General features: G+C 67.5%; 21 protein-coding genes. 9 read left to right on the forward strand and 12 right to left on the reverse strand.

The window, feature by feature from the left end:
- Positions 1-18: 18 nt before the first annotated feature.
- The 5 genes from C507_RS0111430 to C507_RS21115 all read left to right on the forward strand — a co-directional run bounded on the left by C507_RS0111430 (position 19) and on the right by C507_RS21115 (position 6,205).
- Positions 19-1,275, forward strand: coding sequence for a sarcosine oxidase subunit beta family protein (locus tag C507_RS0111430; protein WP_018699835.1), 1,257 nt, complete (start codon positions 19-21; stop codon positions 1,273-1,275).
- A gap of 9 nt (positions 1,276-1,284) precedes the next feature.
- Positions 1,285-1,551 carry a sarcosine oxidase subunit delta gene (locus C507_RS0111435; RefSeq protein ID WP_018699836.1) on the forward strand — a complete coding sequence of 89 codons (267 nt, stop codon included), beginning with the start codon at positions 1,285-1,287 and terminating at the stop codon, positions 1,549-1,551.
- Positions 1,548-4,550 (forward strand): sarcosine oxidase subunit alpha family protein, encoded by a 3,003-nt coding sequence (locus C507_RS0111440; protein ID WP_018699837.1) that lies wholly within the window; start codon positions 1,548-1,550, stop codon positions 4,548-4,550. Before C507_RS0111435 ends, C507_RS0111440 begins: the two co-directional genes overlap by 4 nt.
- A complete protein-coding gene (locus tag C507_RS21110; protein ID WP_018699838.1) occupies positions 4,543-5,157 on the forward strand; it encodes a sarcosine oxidase subunit gamma in 615 nt (204 codons plus the stop codon). The genes C507_RS0111440 and C507_RS21110 overlap by 8 nt, the downstream gene beginning before the upstream one ends.
- Positions 5,158-5,239: 82 nt before the next feature.
- Positions 5,240-6,205, forward strand: a complete 966-nt coding sequence (locus tag C507_RS21115) for a LysR family transcriptional regulator (protein WP_018699839.1) — start codon at positions 5,240-5,242, stop codon at positions 6,203-6,205.
- A 311-nt stretch (positions 6,206-6,516) separates the two neighbouring features.
- Here C507_RS21115 and C507_RS0111455 read toward each other — a convergent pair whose 3' ends face one another.
- Positions 6,517-8,106 carry a gamma-glutamyltransferase family protein gene (locus tag C507_RS0111455; protein ID WP_018699840.1) on the reverse strand — a complete coding sequence of 530 codons (1,590 nt, stop codon included), beginning with the start codon at positions 8,104-8,106 and terminating at the stop codon, positions 6,517-6,519.
- A 213-nt stretch (positions 8,107-8,319) separates the two neighbouring features.
- Between C507_RS0111455 and C507_RS0111460 the strand changes: the two genes are divergently transcribed.
- Together C507_RS0111460 and C507_RS0111465 are read left to right on the forward strand one after the other, a co-directional pair.
- Positions 8,320-9,888, forward strand: coding sequence for a DEAD/DEAH box helicase (locus C507_RS0111460; RefSeq protein WP_018699841.1), 1,569 nt, complete (start codon positions 8,320-8,322; stop codon positions 9,886-9,888).
- 120 nt (positions 9,889-10,008) lie between these two features.
- Entirely contained in the window at positions 10,009-11,049 is a 1,041-nt protein-coding gene (locus tag C507_RS0111465; protein WP_018699842.1) for a GGDEF domain-containing protein, read from the forward strand.
- A 14-nt stretch (positions 11,050-11,063) separates the two neighbouring features.
- Here C507_RS0111465 and C507_RS0111470 read toward each other — a convergent pair whose 3' ends face one another.
- Together C507_RS0111470 and tenA are read right to left on the reverse strand one after the other, a co-directional pair.
- Positions 11,064-11,495 (reverse strand): TfoX/Sxy family protein, encoded by a 432-nt coding sequence (locus C507_RS0111470; RefSeq protein WP_018699843.1) that lies wholly within the window; start codon positions 11,493-11,495, stop codon positions 11,064-11,066.
- 8 nt (positions 11,496-11,503) lie between these two features.
- The gene (gene tenA / locus C507_RS0111475) at positions 11,504-12,169 is read right to left on the reverse strand and encodes a thiaminase II (protein ID WP_018699844.1); all 666 of its coding nucleotides are present in this window, start codon (positions 12,167-12,169) and stop codon (positions 11,504-11,506) included.
- A gap of 114 nt (positions 12,170-12,283) precedes the next feature.
- Here tenA and C507_RS0111480 point away from each other — a divergent pair, with 114 nt between their 5' ends.
- A complete protein-coding gene (locus C507_RS0111480) occupies positions 12,284-12,763 on the forward strand; it encodes an AAC(3)-I family aminoglycoside N-acetyltransferase (RefSeq protein WP_018699845.1) in 480 nt (159 codons plus the stop codon).
- Positions 12,764-12,801: 38 nt separating this feature from the next.
- Here the strand turns inward: C507_RS0111480 and sufA are convergent, their stop codons facing one another.
- The 8 genes from sufA to C507_RS21125 form a co-directional block, all read right to left on the reverse strand.
- The gene (gene sufA / locus C507_RS0111485; protein ID WP_018699846.1) at positions 12,802-13,176 is read right to left on the reverse strand and encodes a Fe-S cluster assembly scaffold SufA; all 375 of its coding nucleotides are present in this window, start codon (positions 13,174-13,176) and stop codon (positions 12,802-12,804) included.
- Between the two features lie 102 nt (positions 13,177-13,278).
- Positions 13,279-13,680 carry an SUF system Fe-S cluster assembly protein gene (locus tag C507_RS0111490; protein ID WP_018699847.1) on the reverse strand — a complete coding sequence of 134 codons (402 nt, stop codon included), beginning with the start codon at positions 13,678-13,680 and terminating at the stop codon, positions 13,279-13,281.
- Positions 13,681-13,691: 11 nt separating this feature from the next.
- Positions 13,692-14,939 carry a cysteine desulfurase gene (locus C507_RS0111495; protein ID WP_018699848.1) on the reverse strand — a complete coding sequence of 416 codons (1,248 nt, stop codon included), beginning with the start codon at positions 14,937-14,939 and terminating at the stop codon, positions 13,692-13,694.
- Between the two features lie 4 nt (positions 14,940-14,943).
- On the reverse strand, positions 14,944-16,281 hold the full coding sequence (gene sufD / locus C507_RS0111500; protein WP_018699849.1) for a Fe-S cluster assembly protein SufD: 1,338 nt from the start codon (positions 16,279-16,281) through the stop codon (positions 14,944-14,946).
- Between the two features lie 14 nt (positions 16,282-16,295).
- Positions 16,296-17,042: a Fe-S cluster assembly ATPase SufC gene (gene sufC, locus C507_RS0111505; protein ID WP_026319029.1), complete on the reverse strand. Its 747-nt coding sequence runs from the start codon at positions 17,040-17,042 to the stop codon at positions 16,296-16,298.
- A 13-nt stretch (positions 17,043-17,055) separates the two neighbouring features.
- A complete protein-coding gene (locus C507_RS21120) occupies positions 17,056-17,400 on the reverse strand; it encodes a hypothetical protein (RefSeq protein WP_018699851.1) in 345 nt (114 codons plus the stop codon).
- A 9-nt stretch (positions 17,401-17,409) separates the two neighbouring features.
- Complete coding sequence (gene sufB, locus C507_RS0111515; RefSeq protein WP_026319030.1) at positions 17,410-18,927, reverse strand: Fe-S cluster assembly protein SufB; 1,518 nt, start codon at positions 18,925-18,927, stop codon at positions 17,410-17,412.
- Positions 18,827-20,155 carry a cysteine desulfurase family protein gene (locus tag C507_RS21125; protein ID WP_018699853.1) on the reverse strand — a complete coding sequence of 443 codons (1,329 nt, stop codon included), beginning with the start codon at positions 20,153-20,155 and terminating at the stop codon, positions 18,827-18,829. Before C507_RS21125 ends, sufB begins: the two co-directional genes overlap by 101 nt.
- Positions 20,156-20,396: 241 nt before the next feature.
- Here C507_RS21125 and C507_RS0111525 point away from each other — a divergent pair, with 241 nt between their 5' ends.
- A complete protein-coding gene (locus C507_RS0111525) occupies positions 20,397-21,053 on the forward strand; it encodes an alpha/beta hydrolase (RefSeq protein ID WP_018699854.1) in 657 nt (218 codons plus the stop codon).
- Positions 21,054-21,108: 55 nt separating this feature from the next.
- Here C507_RS0111525 and C507_RS0111530 read toward each other — a convergent pair whose 3' ends face one another.
- Positions 21,109-22,224, reverse strand: coding sequence for an anhydro-N-acetylmuramic acid kinase (locus C507_RS0111530; RefSeq protein WP_018699855.1), 1,116 nt, complete (start codon positions 22,222-22,224; stop codon positions 21,109-21,111).
- Between the last annotated feature and the right edge of the window lie 88 nt (positions 22,225-22,312).

Here is a 22,312-nt window from a genome sequence, read left to right on the forward strand (position 1 = left end):
CATATCGCAGGGGGAGCCATGCGCTACTCGTTGAGCTCGCTGATTGCGAACACGCTGAACGGCCACAAGTCGTGGCCCGTCGCGTGGCGCAAGGCAGAGCCGCGCCCCGCCTACGACGCGATCATCGTCGGAGGCGGCGGCCACGGACTGGCGACCGCCTACTATCTCGCCAAGGAACACGGCCTCACCAACGTGGCTGTCCTGGAGAAGGGCTGGCTCGCCAGCGGCAACATCGGGCGCAACACGACCATCATTCGCTCCAACTACATGCTGCCCGGCAACACCCACTTCTACGAGTGGTCGCTGAAGCTCTGGGAGACATTGTCGCGCGAGCTGAACTTCAATGCGATGGTCTCGCAGCGCGGCGTCATCAATCTCGCCCACACGCCTGCCCAACTGGATGCGTATGCGCGCCGCGGCAATGCCATGCGGCTCGCCGGTGTGGATGCCGAACTCCTCGACCGGGCCGAGCTGGCGCGGCGTGTACCCGGTCTCGACCTGTCGGACGGCGCCCGCTTCCCGGTCCTCGGCGGGATCTGTCAGCCGCGCGGCGGCACCGTACGCCACGACGCGGTGGCCTGGGGTTACGCCCGCGCCGCCGACCGGCTCGGCGTCGACATCATCGAGAATTGCGCGGTGACCGGCTTCACCTTCGACGGCGACCGCGTCTCCGGCGTGGAAACGACGCGCGGCGCGATTGCCGCAAAGAAAGTGGGCGTCGCCGTTGCCGGGTCGACCTCGGAGGTCATGCGGCTTGCCGGATTCGACCGGCTGCCCATCGAGAGCCACGTCCTGCAGGCCTTCGTGTCGGAAGGGCTCAAGCCGTTCCTCGACACGGTGGTCACCTTCGGCGCCGGCCACCTCTACATCTCCCAGTCCGACAAGGGCGGCCTGGTCTTCGGCGGCGACATCGACGGCTACAACTCGTACGCCCAGCGCGGCAACCTACCCGTCGTCGAGGACGTGGCGGCCACCGCCTGCGCCATGTTCCCGTCCCTCTCGCGGCTGCGGCTCTTACGCTCGTGGGGCGGTATCATGGACATGTCCATGGACGGCAGCCCGATCATCGACCGGACGCCGAAGCCGGGTCTCTATCTCAATGCGGGCTGGTGCTATGGCGGCTTCAAGGCCACGCCGGCGTCGGGATGGTGCTTCGCCCACACCATCGCAAAGGACGAGCCGCACCCGCTGAACGCCGCATTCTCCCTCGACCGCTTCCGCACCGGCGCGCTGCTCGACGAGCGCGGCGCCGGCGCCACGCCCCGGCTTCACTGAGGCGCCCCCATGCGTATCCCCTGCCCCGTCTGCGGACCGCGCTCCGTGTCCGAGTTCACCTACGAAGGCGATGCGACCGTGACGCGCCCGGCGCTGGATGCCGACGCCGACGCCTGGTTCGCCGCCGTCTACCAGCGCGCCAACCCGCGCGGGCCGCATTCCGAACTCTGGCACCACATGGGCGGCTGCCGGTCGATCATCCGGGTCGAGCGCGACACCGGCACCCATGCCATCACCGGGGCGTCCCTCGTTTCACCCCATGAGGCCTCCGAATGACCGGCTTCCGGCTCGACGAGGGCGGCGCGCTGATCGATCGCGCCCGGCCTCTCTCCTTCCGCTTCGATGGTCACAGCGAGATCGGTTTTGCCGGCGACACGCTCGCCTCCGCGCTGTTGGCTTCCGGACACCGGCTCTTCGGCCGATCCTTCAAGTATCACCGACCGCGCGGCCTTCTCGGCGCGGGACCGGAAGAGCCCAACGCTCTGATGACGCTCGGCGATAGCAGCGACCGGGAACCCAACATCCAGGCCACCATGGCGGAGGTCTATGAGGGTCTTTCCGCGGAAAGCCAGAACCGCTGGCCGTCGCTGAAGCACGACCTGATGGCCGGGCCGCTCGCCCTCATGGCTCCCGGCCTCAAGGCCGGCTTCTACTACAAGACCTTCATGGGGCCTGGCCGAAAGGCCTGGGATTTCTACGAGCCCATCATCCGCCGGGCTGCGGGGCTCGGCCGCGCCTCCCACGCGCCTGACGACAGCCGCTACGAGAAGACCAACGCCTTCTGCGACGTTCTCGTCGTGGGCGGCGGACCGGCCGGGCTCGCCGCGGCGCTCACGGCGGCACGGTCTGGCGCGCGGGTCCTGCTCGCCGACGAGACCGCCGCCTTCGGTGGTTCCCTGTTTGAAAGCCTGGCCAGCCTCGACGGGATGGCCGCGCAGGACTGGGCCGAGAACGCCGTCGCAGAACTGACCGCCTTGCCGACAGTCCGTCTCCTCCCCCGCACAACCGTCTACGGCTACTATGACGGCAACGTGCTGGGTGCCGTGGAGCGGGTTCAGGATCATCTCGCCGAGCGCGATCCCGACCTGCCCCGCCATCGCCACTGGACCGTCCACGCAGGGCGCGTGGTTCTCGCCACCGGCGCCATCGAGCGGCCGCTGGTGTTTGCCGGCAACGACCTGCCGGGGGTGATGCTGGCGTCCGCCGTGGAGCGCTATCTCACCCGCTACGCCGTCGCGGCCGGCCGCTCCGCCGTCGTCTTCGGCGCCAACAATGCGATCTACCGCTCGGCGGAACGCCTGAAGGCAGCGGGCGTGGATGTCCGCGCCGTGGTCGACGCGCGCCCCAACCCGCCGCAAGAGCCGGCTCACCACATCGCCAGCGCCGGTATCGCGCTGCATGCCGGCACCCTCGTGTCGGAAGCGACGGGCCGGCGCGGACTGAAAGCCGTGCGGCTCGCCCGCGCCGACGCCTCCGGCCAGCCGCGCGACGGCTGGACCGAGACGATCGAGACCGAACTTCTCGCCGTCTCCGGCGGCTGGACCCCGACGATCCACCTGGCGAGCCAGGCTGGCGGACCGCCGGTGTGGAGCGCCGACCGCGACGCCTTCCTTCCGGGCACCCCTCGCGAAGCCTGGACGGCCGCCGGCGCGGCGAATGGCACCGCCGACCTAGCCGCGCTGATGGCGGACGGTGCCCGCGCAGCCGGCGAGGCCGCTTCGAGCCTGGGCTTCGATAGCGGCGTCACCGTCGTTCCGACCATCGAGGACCCGGATGCGACGGCCACCCCCGTCCGTCCCCTGCGGGCGATCCGCACCCGGAAGGGACGGGGCAAGGCCTTCGTGGACTTCCAGAACGACGTGACCGCCTCCGATGTGCGGCTCGCCCACCAGGAGGGCTACCGGTCGGTGGAGCACCTGAAGCGCTACACGACCCTCGGCATGGCCACCGACCAGGGCAAGACCTCGAACGTCAACGCCCTGGCACTGATGGCCGAGGCGCAGGGAGCCGCGATCCCCGAGGTCGGAACGACCCGCTTCCGTCCGCCCTACACCCCCGTTTCGCTCGGCGCACTGGCTGGTCGCGAGGTCGGCGCGCACTTCCGGCCGGTGCGGCGCACGCCGATGCACGACTGGCACGTCGCCCAAGGCGCCGACATGATCGCCGCCGGCGCCTGGATGCGGCCCCGGGTCTACCGGCGCGACGGCGAGAGCGTTACCGACGCCTATATCCGCGAGGCGCGCACCGTGCGCGAGGCCGCCGGAATGGTCGACGTCTCGACGCTGGGCAAGATCACCGTGCAGGGCCCCGATGCGGGCGAGTTCCTGAACCGGGTCTATGTCAACGGCTTCGGCAAGCTCGCTGTCGGCAAGGCGCGCTACGGCGTGATGCTGCGCGAGGACGGCTTCGTCTACGACGACGGAACCACCTGGCGGCTGGCCGACGACGACTTCCTGATGACCACGACGACGGCCAACGCCGCCGGTGTGCTGGCGCGGCTGGAAAAGCACCTCGCCGTGGACTGGCCGGATCTGCGCGTCGCCGTGGCCTCTGCCACAGACCAGTGGGCCGGCCTGGCCCTCGCGGGACCGAAGAGCCGCGAGATCCTGCAACGGGTCATCGACGACCTGGACCTCTCCAACGAGGGCACCCCGTTCATGGCAGTGCGCCGGGCGCATGTCGGCTCGATGCCGGTGATCGTCGCCCGCCTCTCCTTTTCAGGCGAACTGGCTTACGAGGTCCACTGCGGCGCGCGGGATGGGCTGGCGGTCTGGGAAGCCATTCACGAGGCCGGCCAGACGTCGGGTCTTGTTGCCTACGGGACGGAGGCGCTCGGCACGCTCCGCATCGAGAAGGGCCATGTCTCCGGTCCGGAACTCGACGGTCGGACCACGCTCGCCGATCTCGGCATGGCGAAGATGGCCTCCACGAAGAAGCCGTTCGTCGGCCAGGCGCTGATGGACCGCGCCGCCATGACCGTCGCCGACCGGAAGCTGATGGTCGGTCTGAAGGTCCTCGACGACCGGCCGGTGCGCACCGGCGCCCACATCGTTTCGGACACCATGCCCGAGAGCGTGGCGAGCCTCGGCCATGTCACCTCGCCCACCTACTCGCCGGCGCTCGGCTGCCATATCGCGCTGGCGCTCGTGTCTGGCGGAGGAAAGGAGGGCGATCGACTGACGGTGGTGGACCCCATCCGCAGCGGCGAGCACATCCCGGTGGAAGTGGTGTCTCCGCATTTCTTCGATCCGGAAGGAGACCGGCTCCATGGCTGATCCGAGAGACCCGTTCGCGGGAGCGCTTGCAGACGGGCAGTCCGGCGGCCGGACCAATGGCGAGCCGATCCGGATTGCGCCCATCGTCGGTGTGGCAGCGGCACAGGTCCAGGCCTGGCCCGGCCGGAAGGCGGACCTGGCCCACTCGCTGGCGCCGCTCGGCTTGACGCTTCCCGACGGCCTTGCCTTCACCGAAACCGGCGGGCGGCTTTGCGGGCGTATCGCGCCGGGCCGCTACCTGATCTTCTCCCCGGACACCGTCGCCGATATTGCAACCGCCGTGCCGGGCAGCGTCGGTGCAGTGGCCGACCTCTCGCACGCTCGCGCCGGCGTGCGCATATCCGGCGGCTCCGTCGAGGCCCTCCTGGCAAAGGGTGCGGCGCTTCCGTTCGACCCGGCCGGTTTTCCCCCCGGCACCCTCGCGCAGACCTCTATCCACCACATGGGTGTACTGATCTTGCGCCGGTCGGAGACGGTCTTCGACCTCTACGTCCTGACGAGCTTCGCGCGCTCCTTCGCCGACTGGCTGACAGACGCCTGCCGGGAGTTCGGCTGGATCACCGCGCATCCCACGAGATTGGCGCCAACCGCGGACGTACCGGCCTGAGCCTGCGGACAAGACCGTTGATCGCCGCGCCGCAACCGGCGCAGGATGCGCGATCGACGTTCCCGCCTCCGGATGACACCCCGTGACCGATTTTCCCGCCGGCTTCGACCTGAAGGCCCTGCGTGTCTTCCACGCCGTCGTGGAAGCCGGCGGCATGACCCCGGCTGCGCAGCGCTTGGGCATGACCCAGTCCGGCGTATCCCAGACCATCGCCGCGCTGGAACAGGCCGTGGGGGCCAACCTGTTCGACCGCTCGCTCCGCCCGATAGCCCTGACAGGCGCAGGCACGGTGCTGATGGAGCGCAGCCGGACGCTGCTCGAGGAGGCTGGCGGCGCCCTGTCCGCGCTCCGCGACCTCGATCAACGGCCTCGTGACTGCGTCACCATCGCCATGGCGGAAAGCATGGCGGGAACCACCGGGCCCCTGCTGGTGCGCCGACTGGGGCCGCTGGCCGACCATTGGCGCATCTGGTCTGGCATTTCACCCGACCACCACGCCGCCCTTCTCTCGCGCGCCGTCGATCATGTCGTTTCCGCCGGCGACGAACTGGACGGGTTGGACGGACTGATCCGCCACGACCTCGTGAGCGAGCCTTTCGTGGTGGTCCTGCCGAAACGGGAGAGATTACCGGACGGAGCGTTTCCGGATCCCGGCCGGCTGCCGTTCATCCGCTACACGCTGCGCTCGACCATCGGACGACAGATCGAGCGGCAGGTAAGCCGGCTCGGGCTCGACCTTCCCAACCGCATGGAGTTCGACACGGCGACGGGACAGCTTGCCGCCGTGGCCGACGGGATGGGCTGGTGCCTCACGACACCGCTCTGCCTCATCCAGGAGGCCCACCGGCTGGAGCAGCTGCAGGTGTTGCCCATGCCGCGCGGCGCCTTCACCCGGACCATGGCCCTGTTCGGCCGCTCCGACGATCCGGGAGACCTGACCGAACGCATCGCCGGAGAGCTGAAATCAATCCTGAGCGAAACGATCCGGCCACGGCTTACCACCGCCATGCCGTTCGCGGGAGAGCAGTTCACGGTGGCGCGAGACTAGGTCACCGGTCCGGCGGGTGTGTCGTTCAGCGACGGGCCGAAGGGGCCTCTGTCGATGCAGACGGCCCAGACCGGTCGTCCCGAGGCGATGACTCCGCCGGCATGCGACGGGCGCGCTCCAGAAGCATCGCGATCTCGTTGCCCAGATCCCAGTCGGCACCCATCGCTTCCTCCATCGGTTCGTGACGCGCTGGCCTTGCAGACGTCCAATGCAGGAACAGTGCCGGATCCGCTTTAGTCCGGCTGTGACCCGGATCACGGTAAAGCGGAAAACCAGAGGGCGGCCTGCCGCCCGCCCCCTGGTCTGGTGTATCAGAAACCGACCGCGCAGCCGTCCTTGCGCGGGTCGGAACCCGCCACGTAGCCGCGGTCGAGCTTGCGGATAGCCTGCGCACCCCCAAACCCGAACGCTTCGCCTGGCGCATCGAAGGTGATTTCGTGGCCGAGCGCCTCGAGGCCATCCAGTGCCGCCTTGCCGATCTCCGGCTCGATCGCTACGCGCTTGGCGTCCAGCACGCGCCAGCGCGGCGCGTCGCAGGCCGTCTGCGGGTCCTGTCCGAACACCTCCATCCGCAGCGCCATCTGCACGTGGCCCTGGGCCTGGATCGGACCACCCATCACGCCGAAGCTCGTGAGCGGCGCGCCGTCGCGCATGAGGAAGCCCGGGATGATGGTGTGGAAGGGCTTCTTACCGGGGCCCACCTGGTTTGGATGTCCCTCGGCAAGGCTGAAGCCGGCGCCGCGGTTCTGCAGGCTGATGCCGGTGTCCGGCACGACCACGCCGGAGCCGAAACCGGAATAGTTCGACTGGATGAAGGAGACCATCATGCCGTCGGCGTCCGCCGCGGTGATGTAGACGGTGCCACCATCCTGGAACGGGCCGGGCTGGAACGCCTGGGCTTTCTTCGGATCGATGAGCTTTGCGCGGTCCGCAAGGTAGTTCCGGTCCAGAAGATCGGAGGACGACACGCGGTCCATGTGGCGCGGATCGGCCACGTAGGCGTGCAGGTCGGCGAGCGCCAGCTTCATTGCCTCGATCTGGCAGTGCAGCGACTGCGGGCTGTCCATCTCCGGCCCGAGATCCAGCGAATCGAGGATGCCCAGCGCCATCAGCGCCGCGATCCCCTGCCCGTTCGGCGGGATCTCGTGCATGGAGACGCCGAACGCGTCCATGTCGATGGTGCCCACCCATTCCGGCCGGTAGTCGGCCAGGTCGTCGGCCGTCATCGCTCCACCACAGGCGGCGGAATGGGCTGCGATCTTCTCGGCAAGTTCGCCACGGTAGAAGGTCTCGCCACCACTCGCCGCTATCATCTCGAGGGATCGGGCCAAAGCCTCCGAGCGGAACACCTCGCCCGGCGCCGGTGCACGGCCGCCCGGCATGAACATGTCCGCGAAGCCAGGCTGCGGTGCCAGTTCGCGGGCGCCCAGCTCCCAGAGCTTGCCGATGATCGGCGTGACCACGAACCCGTCCCGGGCATAGCGGATGGCCGGCTCGAACAGGTCGGCGAAATCCAGCCGACCGAACTCGCGCGACAGCTCCGCCCAGGCCGACACCGCACCCGGCACCGTCACCGCCTCCCAGCCGCGAAACGGGATCTTCGTCTGTCCCGCGAACCGGTCCGGCGTCCAGCCGGCCGGGGATGGGCCCGAAGCGTTGAGCCCGTGCAGCTGCTCGCCGTCCCACAGGATCGCGAACGCATCGCTGCCCAGGCCATTGCCGGTGGGCTCCACGACCGGCAGCGTGATCGCGGCCGCGAGCGCCGCATCGACGGCGTTGCCGCCCTTCGCCAGCATCGCAAGGCCCGCCTGGGCGGCAAGCGGCTGCGAGGTGGCGACCGCGTTTTCGGCAAAGACGGGCGAGCGCCGCGACGGGTAGAGCGGCGTGGGATCAAAGCGCATCAATGGTCTCCTCAATTCGGTCGGCCGCACTTTGATATGTGATGCACATCTGCGCCACCCTTACTTCAACTGCCCGCGATGCACCCGATTAACCGCAATTCACGTTGACAACACCTGACAGATGATTAGGTAAACGTGTGACCAAGCAGCCGCGGGTCCCACATCCCGACGTTTTCTTTGACCAAGCGGCAGAAAGTGGCATTACCCACCCACATGAGTTTTGAAACGCTCGGACTGAGCGAAAAAGTGCTGAGCGCCGTTACCGCCGCCGGCTACACCCAGCCGACGCCGATCCAGGCTGGCGCAATTCCTCCCGTGCTCGAGCGGCGCGACGTCCTCGGTCTGGCTCAGACCGGTACGGGCAAGACCGCGTCCTTCGTGCTGCCCATGTTGACGCTCCTGGAGAAGGGGCGCGCCCGGGCCCGCATGCCGCGCACGCTGATTCTGGAGCCGACGCGCGAGCTGGCCGCCCAAGTGGAGGAAAACTTCACCCGCTACGGGGTCAACCACAAGCTCAACCTCGCCCTGCTGATCGGTGGTGTCTCGTTCGAGGAGCAGAACCGCAAGCTGGCGCGCGGCGTCGACGTGCTGATCGCCACGCCGGGCCGGCTGCTCGACCATTCCGAGCGCGGCAAGCTGCTTCTGCAGGGCATCGAGATCCTCGTCATCGACGAGGCCGACCGGATGCTCGACATGGGCTTCATCCCGGACATCGAACGCATCTGCAAGCTTCTGCCGCCGTCGCGGCAGACGCTGTTCTTCTCGGCCACCATGCCGAAGGAGATCCAGCATCTGGTCGACAAGTTCCTGTCAAACCCGGCGCGCGTCGAGGTCGCTCCGCCCTCGTCGACAGCGGAGAATGTCGCGCAGGCGCTGGTCGCCTCCAGTGACGATCCGAAGGACAAGCGCGCGACCCTCCGCCGCCTCATCGAGGAGTCGGAGGAGCTGACCAACGCGATCATCTTCTGCAACCGCAAGCGCGACGTGGGCGTCGTGGCCCGCTCGCTCGAGCGCCACGGGCTCAACGCCGGCGCCCTCCATGGCGACATGGACCAGCGCTCGCGCATGCAGATGCTGGAAGGCTTCCGCAAGAACACGCTTACCTATCTGGTGGCGAGCGACGTGGCCGCGCGCGGCCTCGACATTCCGGCCGTGAGTCACGTCTTCAATTTCGATGTTCCGCACAGCCCCGAGGACTACGTCCATCGGATCGGGCGCACCGGTCGCGCCGGCCGCACCGGCACGACCAAGATGATCGTGACGCCGGCCGACAAGCGCGCCGTCGACAACATCGAGAAGCTCATCGGCAAGGAAATCCCCTGGGAAGGGGATGCGGTGAGCGAGGAGGATTCCGGTGCATCGCGCGGCGGACGGCGCCGATCCTCCGGTGGCCGCCGCGGCAAGGACACCGCGGAGACGACGGACAAGCCGGAGGAGGCCAAGCCGTCCTCCCGCCGTCGTAAGAGCTCCAAGCCGGCTCCGGCCGAGACCGAGGTCGAGGTTGCGACCGAGCAGCAGGGTCCCGTGACCCAGGCTCCGGTCTCCCAGGCCCCTGCCCCGGCTGCTCCGGCTCAGGCTGCCGCACCCGCCAAAGGGCGGAACTCTCAGCGTGGTGGCCGTGGCCGCTCGCGGGAGAAAGAACCTGTGTTCGGCGAGAGCGAATTCGTGCCGGCCTTCCTGCTGCGCCCGGTTCGCCCGAGCCCGGCCCCGGCGGCCGACAACATCGCCGACGACGACGGCGACGATGCAGAGACGGCTTCGGGCGACGCGCTCGTCGACTGAGGCCCACGATTCCTGCCGGAAACGGCGGGGATTAACCCCGGGTTAACCGAGTTTAAGCAAAACTCCCCCTGAGCCTTTGGCCGCCTTGTTGGTGGCCGGACGAGTGATGGGGAACCTGCGTTGACCAACGTCGCCACCGACACCTCGCTTTCGCTTGCCAGGGCCGCGATCCAGGAAGCGCACCGGCGCGGCTTCTCGGTCGATGCCGACAGCTTCCGCGTCTGGTTCGCCTATGTCAGCGAGGAAGACCCCCTCGTCACCGGCTATATCGAACGGCTCGACCGGCGCGGCGAGGACATCAGCCGCGACGACATCGACCGGCTCCTGATGCTGCTTCCCGCCGAACCGCCGATGGCGGTGGCGGACGGCCTTGCCGCCTCCGGCGCCACCGCCGCGACGCCCCCCCGTCCCGCACCGATTCCGAAAGCCGTTGCCGAGGCCGTCGCCTCCGTCAGCGCGCCCGCACCGCGCGAGACCGCTGCGCCGCGCGCACGTCCGGCTGCCGTTTCCGCCGACGCCCGCCCGTCCTTTCCGCGTCCGCAGCCTAGCGAGGGCGAACCGACAGTCGGGCGCTCCACCCCCTTCGACAAGCTCTCGCAGCTGCCGAACCGTCACGCCTTCTCCAAGGACGTGCGCCGCCGCTGGCTGCATCCGGACGCCAAGCGCGGACCCCAGACCCTCTTTCTGACCTCCTGCCGCCGCCCCGGCGATGGGAGTGCGGACGGTGACGAGCTGATGATCTCGCCCATGCAGGCGGTGATGCTGGTGGCGCTCACCCGGGTGTTCGAGAAGCTTGGTCCGGTCTATCGCTACGACGCCCAGACGATCGGGCTGATCCTGTCGGGAGTGAATTTGCGCCAGACCGTGTCCATTGCAGAGGCCGTGCGCCGCAGCCTGGAGACCCGCAAGGACCTGATCGAGATGCAGGGCAAGGCGAAGGTCGTGTTTGCATCGGCGGCCGTCTCGCTCATGGCCGACGAGGACCCGGCCAAGGCCGTCGCTCTGGCCGACCGGTGCCTGGCCACGGCTGCGAAGTCCGGTGAAAGCCGTGTCGTGTGCGAGACCGACCCCGACGTGCAGGCGATTCCCGATCCCCGGCGCTCCGACCGCCCCATCGAGGACCAGTACGCCCGCATCCGCGCCCTCCTCAAGGCGCGCTGAGCGCTCCCGCTCATTCAGTTTCCCTCGACCGCTACTTTCTTCCTCCGCTTCGGCTTCGCCGCCTTGGCAGCCGCAGCCCGGCGCGCGGCTTCCACCGCCAACTCCGCCCAGCTCCGGAACTCGTCGGGTTCGTCGAGTGCGCTCTCCGGGATCGTCCAGTAGGTGGTGATGACGCGCGGCCTGCCCTTGGCCAGATAGGTGAAGGGCCGCGATCCGGCAGCCTCGAAGGCGGGGATTGTTTCCGCATCGGCCTTCATGTGCAGCACGCCGTCGGCGACGAGCGCAATCATCTGGTCGCCGAAATGGATCCCCTGTCCGCCGAACATGCGGCGCACGCGCACCGGCCCGACAGGCGCGAAGAGGTCGTCGATATAGTCGGGATCGAGCATGGGCCAGCCGGTGAACACGAGCGAGACACGATCATGCCGCGCGGTGGCCGCCGACACCAGCAGCGCTACTGGGCGAGCGTGATGCCCATGTCCCAGAAATCCGCCTCGAGCCGGGTCGCCTGCCGGAAGATGCCGGCAAGCGCCGCCCAGCGCGCCTCCGTGAGGCGTTCCTGGGCAAGCCGGTCGAGGGTCGCGCGGGCATCCGCCGCTGCGGCCTGAAACGCCTCTCCCGAATATTCGGCCACCCATTCCCGGTAGGGATTGGCGGATCCGAGCGCACCCGGCACTTGGGAAAGAGCGGCCCCAATCTCCGCATAGCCGATCATGCAGGGGGCCAGCGCCGTATAAAGATCGAGCAAGTCGCCGCGCTGGCCCGTGTCGAGCACGAAGCGGGTGTAGGCGACCGTCGCGCGCGCTTCCTCGGCGGATTCCAGGTCGGCTCGGGTGAGGCCCCAACGCGCCGAGATGCGCACGTGAAGGTCCATTTCCGTCTCGACGATGGCGGAAAGGCCCGCCGTCGCCGCGCGCAGGTCCTCCAGCGACGTCGCCTTGTAGGCGGCAAGCGCATAGGCGCGGGCGAACTGGATCAGAAAGAGATAGTCCTGGACGAGGTAATGCTTGAACGCCGCCTCATCGAGGTCGCCGGACCCCAGTCCTTCCACAAACGGGTGGCCAACATAGGCCGCCCATTCATCGGCTGCCGCCTCCTTCAAGCGCTCGAATACGTCCATGCGATGTCATCCGTCTGTGCGGTGTTGAAAAGTTGGACGTTTGAACGCCCCTTTCCCACTATCGACCCGCGCAGTCTCTTTCTTCAAAACGGACGAGAGGATCGGAAATCAGACATGTGTGGTCAAGCAAAGACCGGGAAGACCGCTTTTTCCGTACGCCGTCTCGACGCGAGCGACGTGGACTTACTGATGGAGCTGACCGCTTTGTTCGCTGCAGAGTTCGAGGATGCGGCTTCCTACGCCTCAAGCCCGCCGCGAAAAGACTATCTTGCCGACCTGCTCCGCGACGCGGGCTTTATCGCCCTCGTCGCGACTTCTGAGAATCGGATCATCGGAGGGCTTGTCGCTTACACCCTGCGCAAGTTTGAGCAGGACCGCTCGGAGGTCTACGTCTACGATCTAGCAGTAGCTTTCCATCGCCGTCGGGAAGGCGTCGCGACCCACCTTATCCAGACCCTTAAGCCCGTAGCCCGCGAACTCGGTGCATGGGTGATATTCGTTCAGGCCGATTACGGTGACACGCCCGCAATCGCGCTTTACGAGAGCGTCGGCGTCCGGGAAGAAGTCCTACACTTTGACATCCCGGTCTCCTGATCGTCAGAGCCCGGCATGAGCGCCGAGCGCCCGAAGACTCAGGCGTTCTCGAGGCTCGACGGGCGGAGTTCCACGGATTCGCCGCAACCGCAGGCCGAGACCTGGTTCGGGTTCTCGAAGACGAAGCCGGCGCGGAACTTGTCGACCTGGAAATCCATGCGCGTGCCGAGCAGGAACAGGACGGCGGAGGGGTCGACGAACACGGTGACGCCCTTGTCCTCCACCCTGTCATCGGCCGGGTTCGGCTCCTCGACGGTGTCCATGGTGTATTCCATGCCGGCGCAGCCGCCTTTCTTCACGCCGATGCGCAGGCCGGCGAGCGGCTTGTCCGCGTTTTCCATGATCTCGCGGACGCGCTCGGCGGCCGCCTCGGTCAGGGTGATCACCTGCGGCTTCGGTCTCGCTGCGGTCATTGCCAATCCTCCAGCAAACCCAGTTCGCGTGTTCGGGGTCGGGACGTTTCTTTTCATCCGCACGCTTGAGCGGGAACCGGGTTCCCAGTCTTGCCGAGCGTGCTACCCAAAAAAATCCAGGGCCACCCGGGCCTCGTCGGACATGCGGCTCATGTCCCACGGCGGATCGAAGACCATGCGCACGCGCACATCGCCCACGCCCTCGACGGTGGACACGGCGTTCTCGACCCACCCCGGCATCTCGCCAGCCACCGGGCAGCCCGGCGCGGTGAGCGTCATGTCGATGTCGACCGTGCGGTCATCGTCGATGTCGATCCGGTAGATCAGGCCGAGCTCGTAGATATCGACCGGGATCTCCGGATCATAGACGGTCTTGAGGGCCGCAATGATGTCGTCGGTGATCCGGTCGAGTTCTTCCTGCGGGATGGCCGAACCCTGCCCTTCGCCGGACGAGGTGGCGTCCGGCGCCACATCCGGGGCGGATTCAAGCGTCGTCTCATCCATGCCGGCACTCCTCATACAAAGAATCTATGGGCCTTCTCGATGCCCTCCGCAAGGCGGTCGACCTCTTCGACCGTGTTGTAGAGGGCGAACGAGGCCCGGCAGGTGGCCGCCACGCCGAGGTCGGCGAGCAGCGGTTCCGCGCAGTGCGTCCCGGCGCGAACGGCGATTCCCTCCCGGTCGAGAATGGTGGCCACGTCGTGGGCGTGGGCCCCCTCCATGTCGAAGGAAAAGATCGCGCCCTTGTCGGGCGCATTGCCCATCAGCCGGATCATGTTGAGGCCCGAGAGCCGCTCGTGGGCGTAGTCCCGAAGGCGCTGCTCGTGCGCGGCGATCCGCTCGCGGCCGATGCCGGTCATGTAGCCGAGCGCTGCGCCCAGCCCGATGGCCTGCACGATGGGCGGCGTCCCCGCCTCGAACTTGTTCGGCAGATCGCCATAGGTGATCCGGTCACGGCCGACGGTGCCGATCATCTCGCCGCCGCCCATGTAGGGCGGCATCGCCTCGAGATAGGCCCGTTTGGCATACAGCACGCCGATGCCGGTCGGCCCGTAGAGCTTGTGGCCGGTCATCACGTAGAAGTCGCAGTCCAGATCCTGCACGTCGACCGGCATGTGCACGGCCGCCTGGCTGCCGTCCACCAGCACCGGGATGCCGCGTGCATGGGCAATCCGGACCACTTCCTTGATCGGAACCACGGTGCCGAGCACGTTCGACATGTGGGTGATGGCGACGATCTTGGTGCGATCGGTCAGCGCGCGCTCGAAAGCCTCGATATCGAAGGAGCCGTCGGGCCGGACGTCGACCCATTTGAGCACCGCGCCGCGATGCTCGCGGTGGAAGTGCCAGGGCACGATGTTGGAATGGTGCTCCATGATGGAAAGCACCACCTCGTCGCCCTCGCCCAGCACCATACCGCCGTAGCTCGACGCCACCAGGTTGATGGCCTCGGTCGTCGAGCGGGTAAAGATCACCTCCTCGCTCGACGGTGCGTTGAGAAAGGCCGTCACCGTCTCGCGGGCGCCCTCGTAGGCCTCTGTCGAGGCGTTGGCCAGCGTATGCAGCCCGCGATGAACGTTGGCATAGTCGTAAGCGTAGGCCTGCTGGATCCGCTCCAGCACGGCCGACGGCTTCTGCGCCGAGGCGGCGTTGTCGAGGTAGCAGAGCGGCTTGCCGTGGATCTCGCGATCCAGGATCGGGAAGTCGCGGCGGACCGCCTCTACGTCGTAGCCGTCGGCGGCCGTGTCGATCGCATCGGTCATGGCATCACCCAAGGTCGAGGGCGGAGCGCATCCGCCCGGACAGCGCGTCGGAGATCTCCTCGTCGCCGATCCCTTCCACCGCACCGATGAGGAAGGACTCGATCAGGAGCCGCTCCGCCTGCCGTCTCGGAATGCCGCGGGAACGGAGATAGAACAGCGCCTGCTCGTCGATCTGACCGGACGTCGCGCCGTGCGCGCACTGAACGTCGTCGGCGAAAATCTCCAGTTCCGGCTTGTTCACCGCCTCGCAACCCTCCGACAGGAGAAGCGCGTTGGACATCATCCGGGCATCGGTCTTCTGGGCGTGGGGCCAGACGTTGATGCGGCCCTGGACGACAGCCTGCGCCCTGTCGTCGACCACCGAGCGGAAGCGCTCCTGGCTGACGCCATTCGGCACCTTGTGGTCGATGACCAGGGTGTTGTCGGCATGCTGCTCGCCCTTGATGAAGGTCGCGGCATCAAACGATGCCTCGACGAACTCACCCTCCACCCGCGCGAAGATCTGCGAGCGCGCGAGCTTCGCGCCCAGCGTCATCGTGAGGTGCGCGAAGCGCGCCTCGGTGCCGATGGTCGTGGTCATCGTGCCGACATGGGTCGCCGCAAGCGGCTCCGCCTGGAGCTTGGCCCAGGTGACGGACGCGTTGGCGGCCACTTCCAGCTCGATGGCGGCATTGGTCGTGTGGGCCAGGTCAGATGTCGCCTCGTGGCGCTCCAGGAAGCGAACGGTCGCCCCCTCGCCCACGAACACCGCGTGACGCGGCATCGTCGTGACGGCGGCGTCGCCTGCCACGACGTGCAGGAGTTCGATGGCCCGAGCGACGGTTGCACCCGCTGTGACGGAGATGACGACTCCGTCATCGAAAAGCGCCGTGTTCAGCGCCAGCATCGGGTCATCGACACCTGCTGCCAGGGATCCGACCCTTGCCAGCGCCGGATCCGCGCTGCCGGCAAACATCTCGGAAAACCCGTGCACGGAGACCGCGCCATCGAGCCCGTCGAGGTCGGAGAGCTCCGGCACGAAGCGGCCATTGACGATGGCGATGCGCGCCGGGGCGAAGCCCTCGCCGGACAGCACCGGAGCGGCCGCGAGCGCCGCCTCGGCCGCCTCCCGGCTTGCCGGTTCGGCTGCGGCGGGCAGCGTGCGCAGCGTCGCGCGCAGGTCGGTGTACTTGTAGGCCTCGACGCGGCGGTGCGGGAGGCCCTGGCCGCGGAACCGGTCGAACGCCTCCGCCCGCATCTCGCCGATCGGCCCTTCGCCGGTGCGTCCGCTCTCGGTGGCGGCGAACCAGTCCGCCAGCGCGGCTTCCGCCGGCGTGCGGTTGATTTCGGGTGACTGTGCCATGTGCGCCGTCTCCCTTACGCGGCCTCGACGAAGTCGGCGTAGCCGCGCGCCTCGAGTTCGAGCGCCAGCTCCTTGCCGCCAGTCTTCACGATACGTCCGCCGGCCAGCACGTGGACCACGTCCGGGACAATATGCTCCAGGAGGCGCTGGTAGTGGGTGATGACCACGAAGGAGCGATCCGGCGAGCGCAGCGCGTTGACGCCATCGGCGACGATCTTCAGCGCGTCGATGTCGAGGCCGGAATCGGTCTCGTCGAGGACGGCCAGCTTCGGATCGAGAACCGCCATCTGCAGGATCTCGTTGCGCTTTTTCTCGCCGCCGGAGAAGCCGACATTCACCGGACGCCGCAGCATCTCCTGGCTGATGTTCAGCTTCTCGGCCGCGCCCTTGACCAGCTTCATGAACTCCGGCGTCGACATGGCGTCCTCGCCGCGCTCCTTGCGCTGGGCGTTCAGCGACGTCTTCAGGAAGGTCATGTTGGCCACGCCCGGCACCTCGATCGGATACTGGAAGGCCAGGAACACGCCGGCGGCGGCGCGCTCTTCCGGCTCCAGCTCCAGGAGATCGACCCCGTTGAACAGCACCTGACCCTCGGTGACCTCGTACTCGTCGCGGCCGGCCAGCACGTGCGACAGCGTCGACTTGCCGGAGCCGTTCGGGCCCATGATGGCGTGCACCTCGCCGGCGCCGACCTCCAGGTCGATCCCCTTGAGGATTTCGCGCTCGTCGATGCGGGCGTGCAGGTTCTTGATCTGAAGCATCTTGGTCATCGTTCTATCGTCCGTGTTCCTCTTCGGACCCGTCGCCCGCCTCCGAGACATCGTCTCGTGGCGGCGCCGGGCCGGTGTCGTCGTTACCGCCGCGCCAGGTCCAGTCTCCGTCGGTCCGGGCGCGGGCGAGACCCAGGAAGGCCAGGGTCCAGATGAGCAGGAAGCCGAGCCAGAGGGCGGTGGCGGCGATCGCCGGGCCGGTCGAGGCGACGGCAACGGCCGCGCCGTAGCCAAGCGTGGCAACCAGGGCGACGGCGGCGTAAACGACCGTGGCCGCCCATCCCTGCCAGGTCACCGGGACGGCGCCGTAGCCCCACCGTTTCGGCCTGAACCAATATTCCGGAGCCATGCCGCGCCGTCAGCCGACCGAGCCCTCCAGGCTCACCCCGATGAGTTTCTGCGCCTCGACGGCAAACTCCATCGGCAGCTGCTGGATGACGTCCTTCACGAAGCCGTTGACGATCAGCGCGACCGCCTCTTCCTCGCCGATCCCGCGGGACCGGCAGTAGAAGAGCTGGTCGTCGGAGATCTTCGAGGTGGTCGCCTCGTGCTCGAACTTCGCCGACGGCGTCTTCGCCTCGATGTAGGGCACCGTGTGGGCGCCGCACTGATCGCCGATCAGCAGCGAGTCGCACTGGGTGAAGTTGCGCGCATTTGCCGCCCGCCGGTTGGCCTGGACGAGGCCCCGGTAGGTATTCTCCGACTTGCCCGCCGCGATGCCCTTGGAAATGATCCGGCTCGACGTGTTGCGGCCGAGGTGGATCATCTTGGTGCCCGAGTCGATCTGCTGGTGACCGTTCGAGATCGCGATCGAGTAGAACTCGCCGCGCGAGTTGTCGCCGCGCAGGATGCAAGACGGGTATTTCCAGGTGATGGCGGAACCGGTCTCGACCTGGGTCCAGGAGATCTTCGAGTTCGCCCCGCGGCAGTCGCCGCGCTTGGTGACGAAGTTGTAGATGCCGCCCTTGCCGTCGACGTCGCCCGGGTACCAGTTCTGGACGGTGGAGTACTTGATCTCCGCATCGTCCATCGCGATCAGCTCGACCACCGCCGCGTGAAGCTGGTTCTCGTCACGCTGGGGCGCCGTGCATCCCTCCAGGTAGGACACGTAGGAGCCCTTGTCGGCGATGATAAGCGTGCGCTCGAACTGGCCGGTGTTCTGCTCGTTGATGCGGAAATAGGTCGACAGCTCCATCGGGCAGCGCACGCCCGGCGGCACGTAGACGAACGAGCCGTCGGTGAAGACGGCCGAGTTCAGCGTCGCATAGAAGTTGTCCGTGATCGGCACGACCGAGCCGAGATATTTCTGGACGAGCTCAGGGTGCTCGCGGATCGCCTCGGAGATGGAGCAGAAGATCACGCCGGCCTTGGCGAGTTCCTCCTTAAAGGTCGTCACCACCGAGACGGAATCGAACACCGCATCCACGGCCACCCGGCCGGACGGCGCGTTCAGGCTGTCCTCATCAAGGGTGCTGGCCTCGCCCTGCTTGCGCACACCGGCGAGTATCTCCTGCTCCTTGAGCGGGATACCGAGCTTCTCGTAGGTCCGCAGCAACTCCGGGTCGACCTCGTCCAGGCTCTTCGGACCGTCCGTCGATTTCGGCGCGGCGTAATAATAGAGATCCTGGAAGTCGATCTTCGGATAGTTCACCCGCGCCCAGGTCGGCTCCTCAAGCGTCTGCCAACGCTTGTAGGCCTCAAGACGCCACTGAAGCATCCAGTCCGGCTCGGCCTTCTTTTGGGAGATGAAGGCGATGATGCTTTCGTCGAGGCCCTTAGGCGCCTTGTCGGACTCGATGTCCGTGACGAAGCCGTACTTGTACTTGTCTATGTCGATCGACTGAACCTGGTCGATCGTTTCCTGCACTGCTGGCATCGGTCTCTCCATCCACGGCGGGTTCAAGGCCCGCTGGCTGTCGAAGACGATCAAAATGCGACGCCGGATCACCCGGTCGCCGCGCGAAACGGTGGCTGACGCTCTGCCACACGGAAAGAAGCCGCTCCACGTCTGCCTCGGACGTGGTCGGGCCCAGGCTTACCCGGATCGCACCCGCCGCGAGATCGAACGGGACGCCCATGGCATCGAGGACATGGGAGGCGCTCACCTTGCCCGACGAACACGCCGAGCCAGAGGACACGGCAACGCCGGCGAGATCGAGCGCAATCACGGCCGTCTCGGCGCTCACGCCCTCGAGAGCGAAGGCCGAGGTGTTGGGCAGCCGGGCGGCGGATGCGCCGAACACCGTCACACCCGGAGAAATAAGCATGAGGTCGCGCTCAAACCAGTCCCTCAGGCCCGAAATCCGAGACTGATCGGCAAGCTTTTCAACCGCTTCCCGCGCTGCGGCACCAAATCCGGCGATGGCAGGCGGGTTTTCCGTGCCGGCGCGCGCCCGCGCCTCCTGTCCCCCGCCGGTGATCAGCGGCGGAATGCGCAGCCCGGCGCGTCGGACGACGGCACCAACGCCGCGCGGACCGCCGATCTTGTGGCCGGACAGCGTGAGAACGTCGCAGCCCAAGGTCTCGATGGACATCGGCAGCCGGCCCGCAACCTGGACCGCATCCACGTGCAACACGCCACCGGCGGCATGAACGATCGCGGCGGCTTCGGCGACCGGCTGGATCACGCCGGTCTCGTTGTTGGCGGCCATGACGGACACCAGGGCCGGCCCCTCGACCTCTCCGAGCATCCGCTCCAGCGCGGCCAGGTCGACGACACCGTCGAAATCCACCGGGATCGTTTCCACGGCGCCCGGACCGAAGCGGCCGCCAGCCATGACGGACGGATGCTCCACTGCGGAAACGAGCAGCCGGGCGAAGCGGAGTGGCCGCCCGGCGATCTCCATGTCCGGCGAAAGCGCGGTCTGGTTGGCCTCGGTACCGCCGCTGGTAAAGGTCACGCCGGCACTGTCGGCGCCGCAGAGCGCCGCGATCGCTGAGCGGGCGGATTCGATCAGCGCCCGGGCGGCACGGCCTTCGGAGTGCACCGACGAGGGATTGCCGACGAGGTCGAGCGCATCCACGACGGCATCGCGCGCGGCAGCCGACAAAGGCGCGCCCGCGTTCCAGTCGAAGAAGACCCGGCTCTTCGCCGTCGTCGCCATCAGAACCCCGATCGAAATCCGGAAAAATCTTGCATTGGGCGGCCTGGCTGTGGATAAACCCGCCCACCTCGTCACCATCCGACACCAAGCGGTGCGCGGGCCCGGAGGTCCGCTATCGATTTCGAATGGTTCCAGATTATCTTAGTGTAGGAAGGTGACCCTTGCCGTCAAGATTTTCCTATCTTGAACCGACCGTCAGCGCCACCTCCCCCCGCAACCGCCTCCTAAAGGATTCGTTCCGATGCCCGAAGTGATCTTCGCCGGCCCGGCCGGCCGCATCGAGGGCCGCTTCCAGCCGGCCAAAAGCCGCAATGCGCCGATCGGGATCGTGCTGCATCCGCACCCGCAGTTCGGCGGGACGATGAACAACCAGATCGTCTACAACCTCTTCTACATGTTCCAGAAGCGCGGCTTCGCGGTCCTGCGCTTCAACTTCCGCGGTGTGGGCCGTAGCCAGGGCGCCTTCGACCACGGCTCGGGCGAGCTCTCCGACGCCGCCGCCGCGCTGGACTGGGTCCAGACGATCCATCCCGACGCGCGCTCCTGCTGGATCGCCGGCTTCTCGTTCGGCGCCTGGATCGGCATGCAGCTCCTGATGCGCCGCCCGGAGATCGAGGGGTTCATCTCCGTCGCGCCTCCGGCGAACCTGCACGACTTCTCGTTTCTGGCGCCCTGCCCGTCGTCCGGCCTGATCATCCATGGCGACGCCGACAAGGTGGTGCCGCAGAAAGACGTTCAGACGTTGGTCGACAAGCTGAAGACCCAGAAGGGCATCATCATCGACCAGGAGATCGTGCCGGGCGCGAACCACTTCTTCGAGGACCGGGTCGATGTGCTGATGGATCACTGCTCCGGCTATCTCGACAAGCGTCTCGGCGAGACCTCCGACGCCGCCTGATCCGCCACGCGCGACCACCTTCACGGGCGGGCGATAATCCCGCCCGTGAAGGTGGTCAGGGACGGGCGACGATGCCGCCCGTGTGGGGCCGCCTGACGCCCGTGGTCATCGGGAACGTGATCGGCAGGCCGAGCATCGAGCGCACGGCAAGGTAGCCGAACGCCTGGGCTTCCAGGAAAGCCGCCGACCAGCCGAACACGTCGGCGCTCTTCGGAGTGAGCCCTGTCGACCTCTCCAGCGCTTCCATCATCACAGGGTTGCGGGCCCCGCCCCCGCCGATCGTCAGGCTTTTCGGATAGGCCGGCAGGATCTCCAGCCCCTTTACCACCGCACCCGCCGTCACCTCGACGAGAGTGGCTGCCGCATCTTCCGTCGAGAGGTGCGCCACCAGGGACAGGTCGAAGTGGCTTCGATCCAGCGATTTCGGCGCCGGCCGGGCGAAATAGGCATCGGACAGGTAGGCCTCCACCACCGCCCGATCGGCCGTCCCGGCCGCCGCCCGCGCCCCGCCCTCGTCCATCAGGACGCCGTGTCGCTCCTCCATCAGGTCATCCAGCATCGCGTTGCCGGGGCCGGTGTCGAAGGCGGTGGGGTCGCCGTTGGCGCCGATAAAGCTCACGTTGGCGACGCCGCCTATATTCAGGACGGCGGCGGGCAACTCCAAGCCCGCCTGCACCACCAGCGCCCGGTGGAACACCGGCACCAGCGGCGCGCCCTCACCGCCGGCCGCCACGTCGGCGGCGCGCAGGTCGTAGACAACCGGGATCGACAGATCGCGCGCCATCGCGCCGCCGTCGCCGAGCTGCATGGTCATGCCGCGGTCGGGCGCATGCATCACCGTCTGGCCGTGAAAGCCGACGACGTCCGGCGGAGTGTCCAGCGTGGCGGCAAAGGCCCGCACGGCCTCCGTCTGCTCCCGCGTCACCCAGGCTTCGGCCTCCGCCAAGGGCTCAGGCCGCGCCGTCCGGTCGTCGAGGTCGAGCGCCACGGCGTTGGCGCGCTTGAGCAGCCGGCGCAGGTCAACCGGATAGGGCGTGAACTGGGTCGGACCGAGGCTGACCGCGGCTTCGCCGTCGGTGACCACCAGCGCGGCATCGACGCCGTCCATCGACGTGCCGCTCATCAGCCCGATCGCGCGGTAGAGGCGGTTTTCGGCCTTTTCGTCGTTCAAAATCGACTCCGCATCTGGAATTTGACGGCAGGGCTGATAAACCGCGAGCCGAACAGCGAGGCTGACCGGCCCCGCCCGAGATACCACA

The organism is Amorphus coralli DSM 19760 (assembly GCF_000374525.1).
GTDB lineage: Bacteria > Pseudomonadota > Alphaproteobacteria > Rhizobiales > Amorphaceae > Amorphus > Amorphus coralli.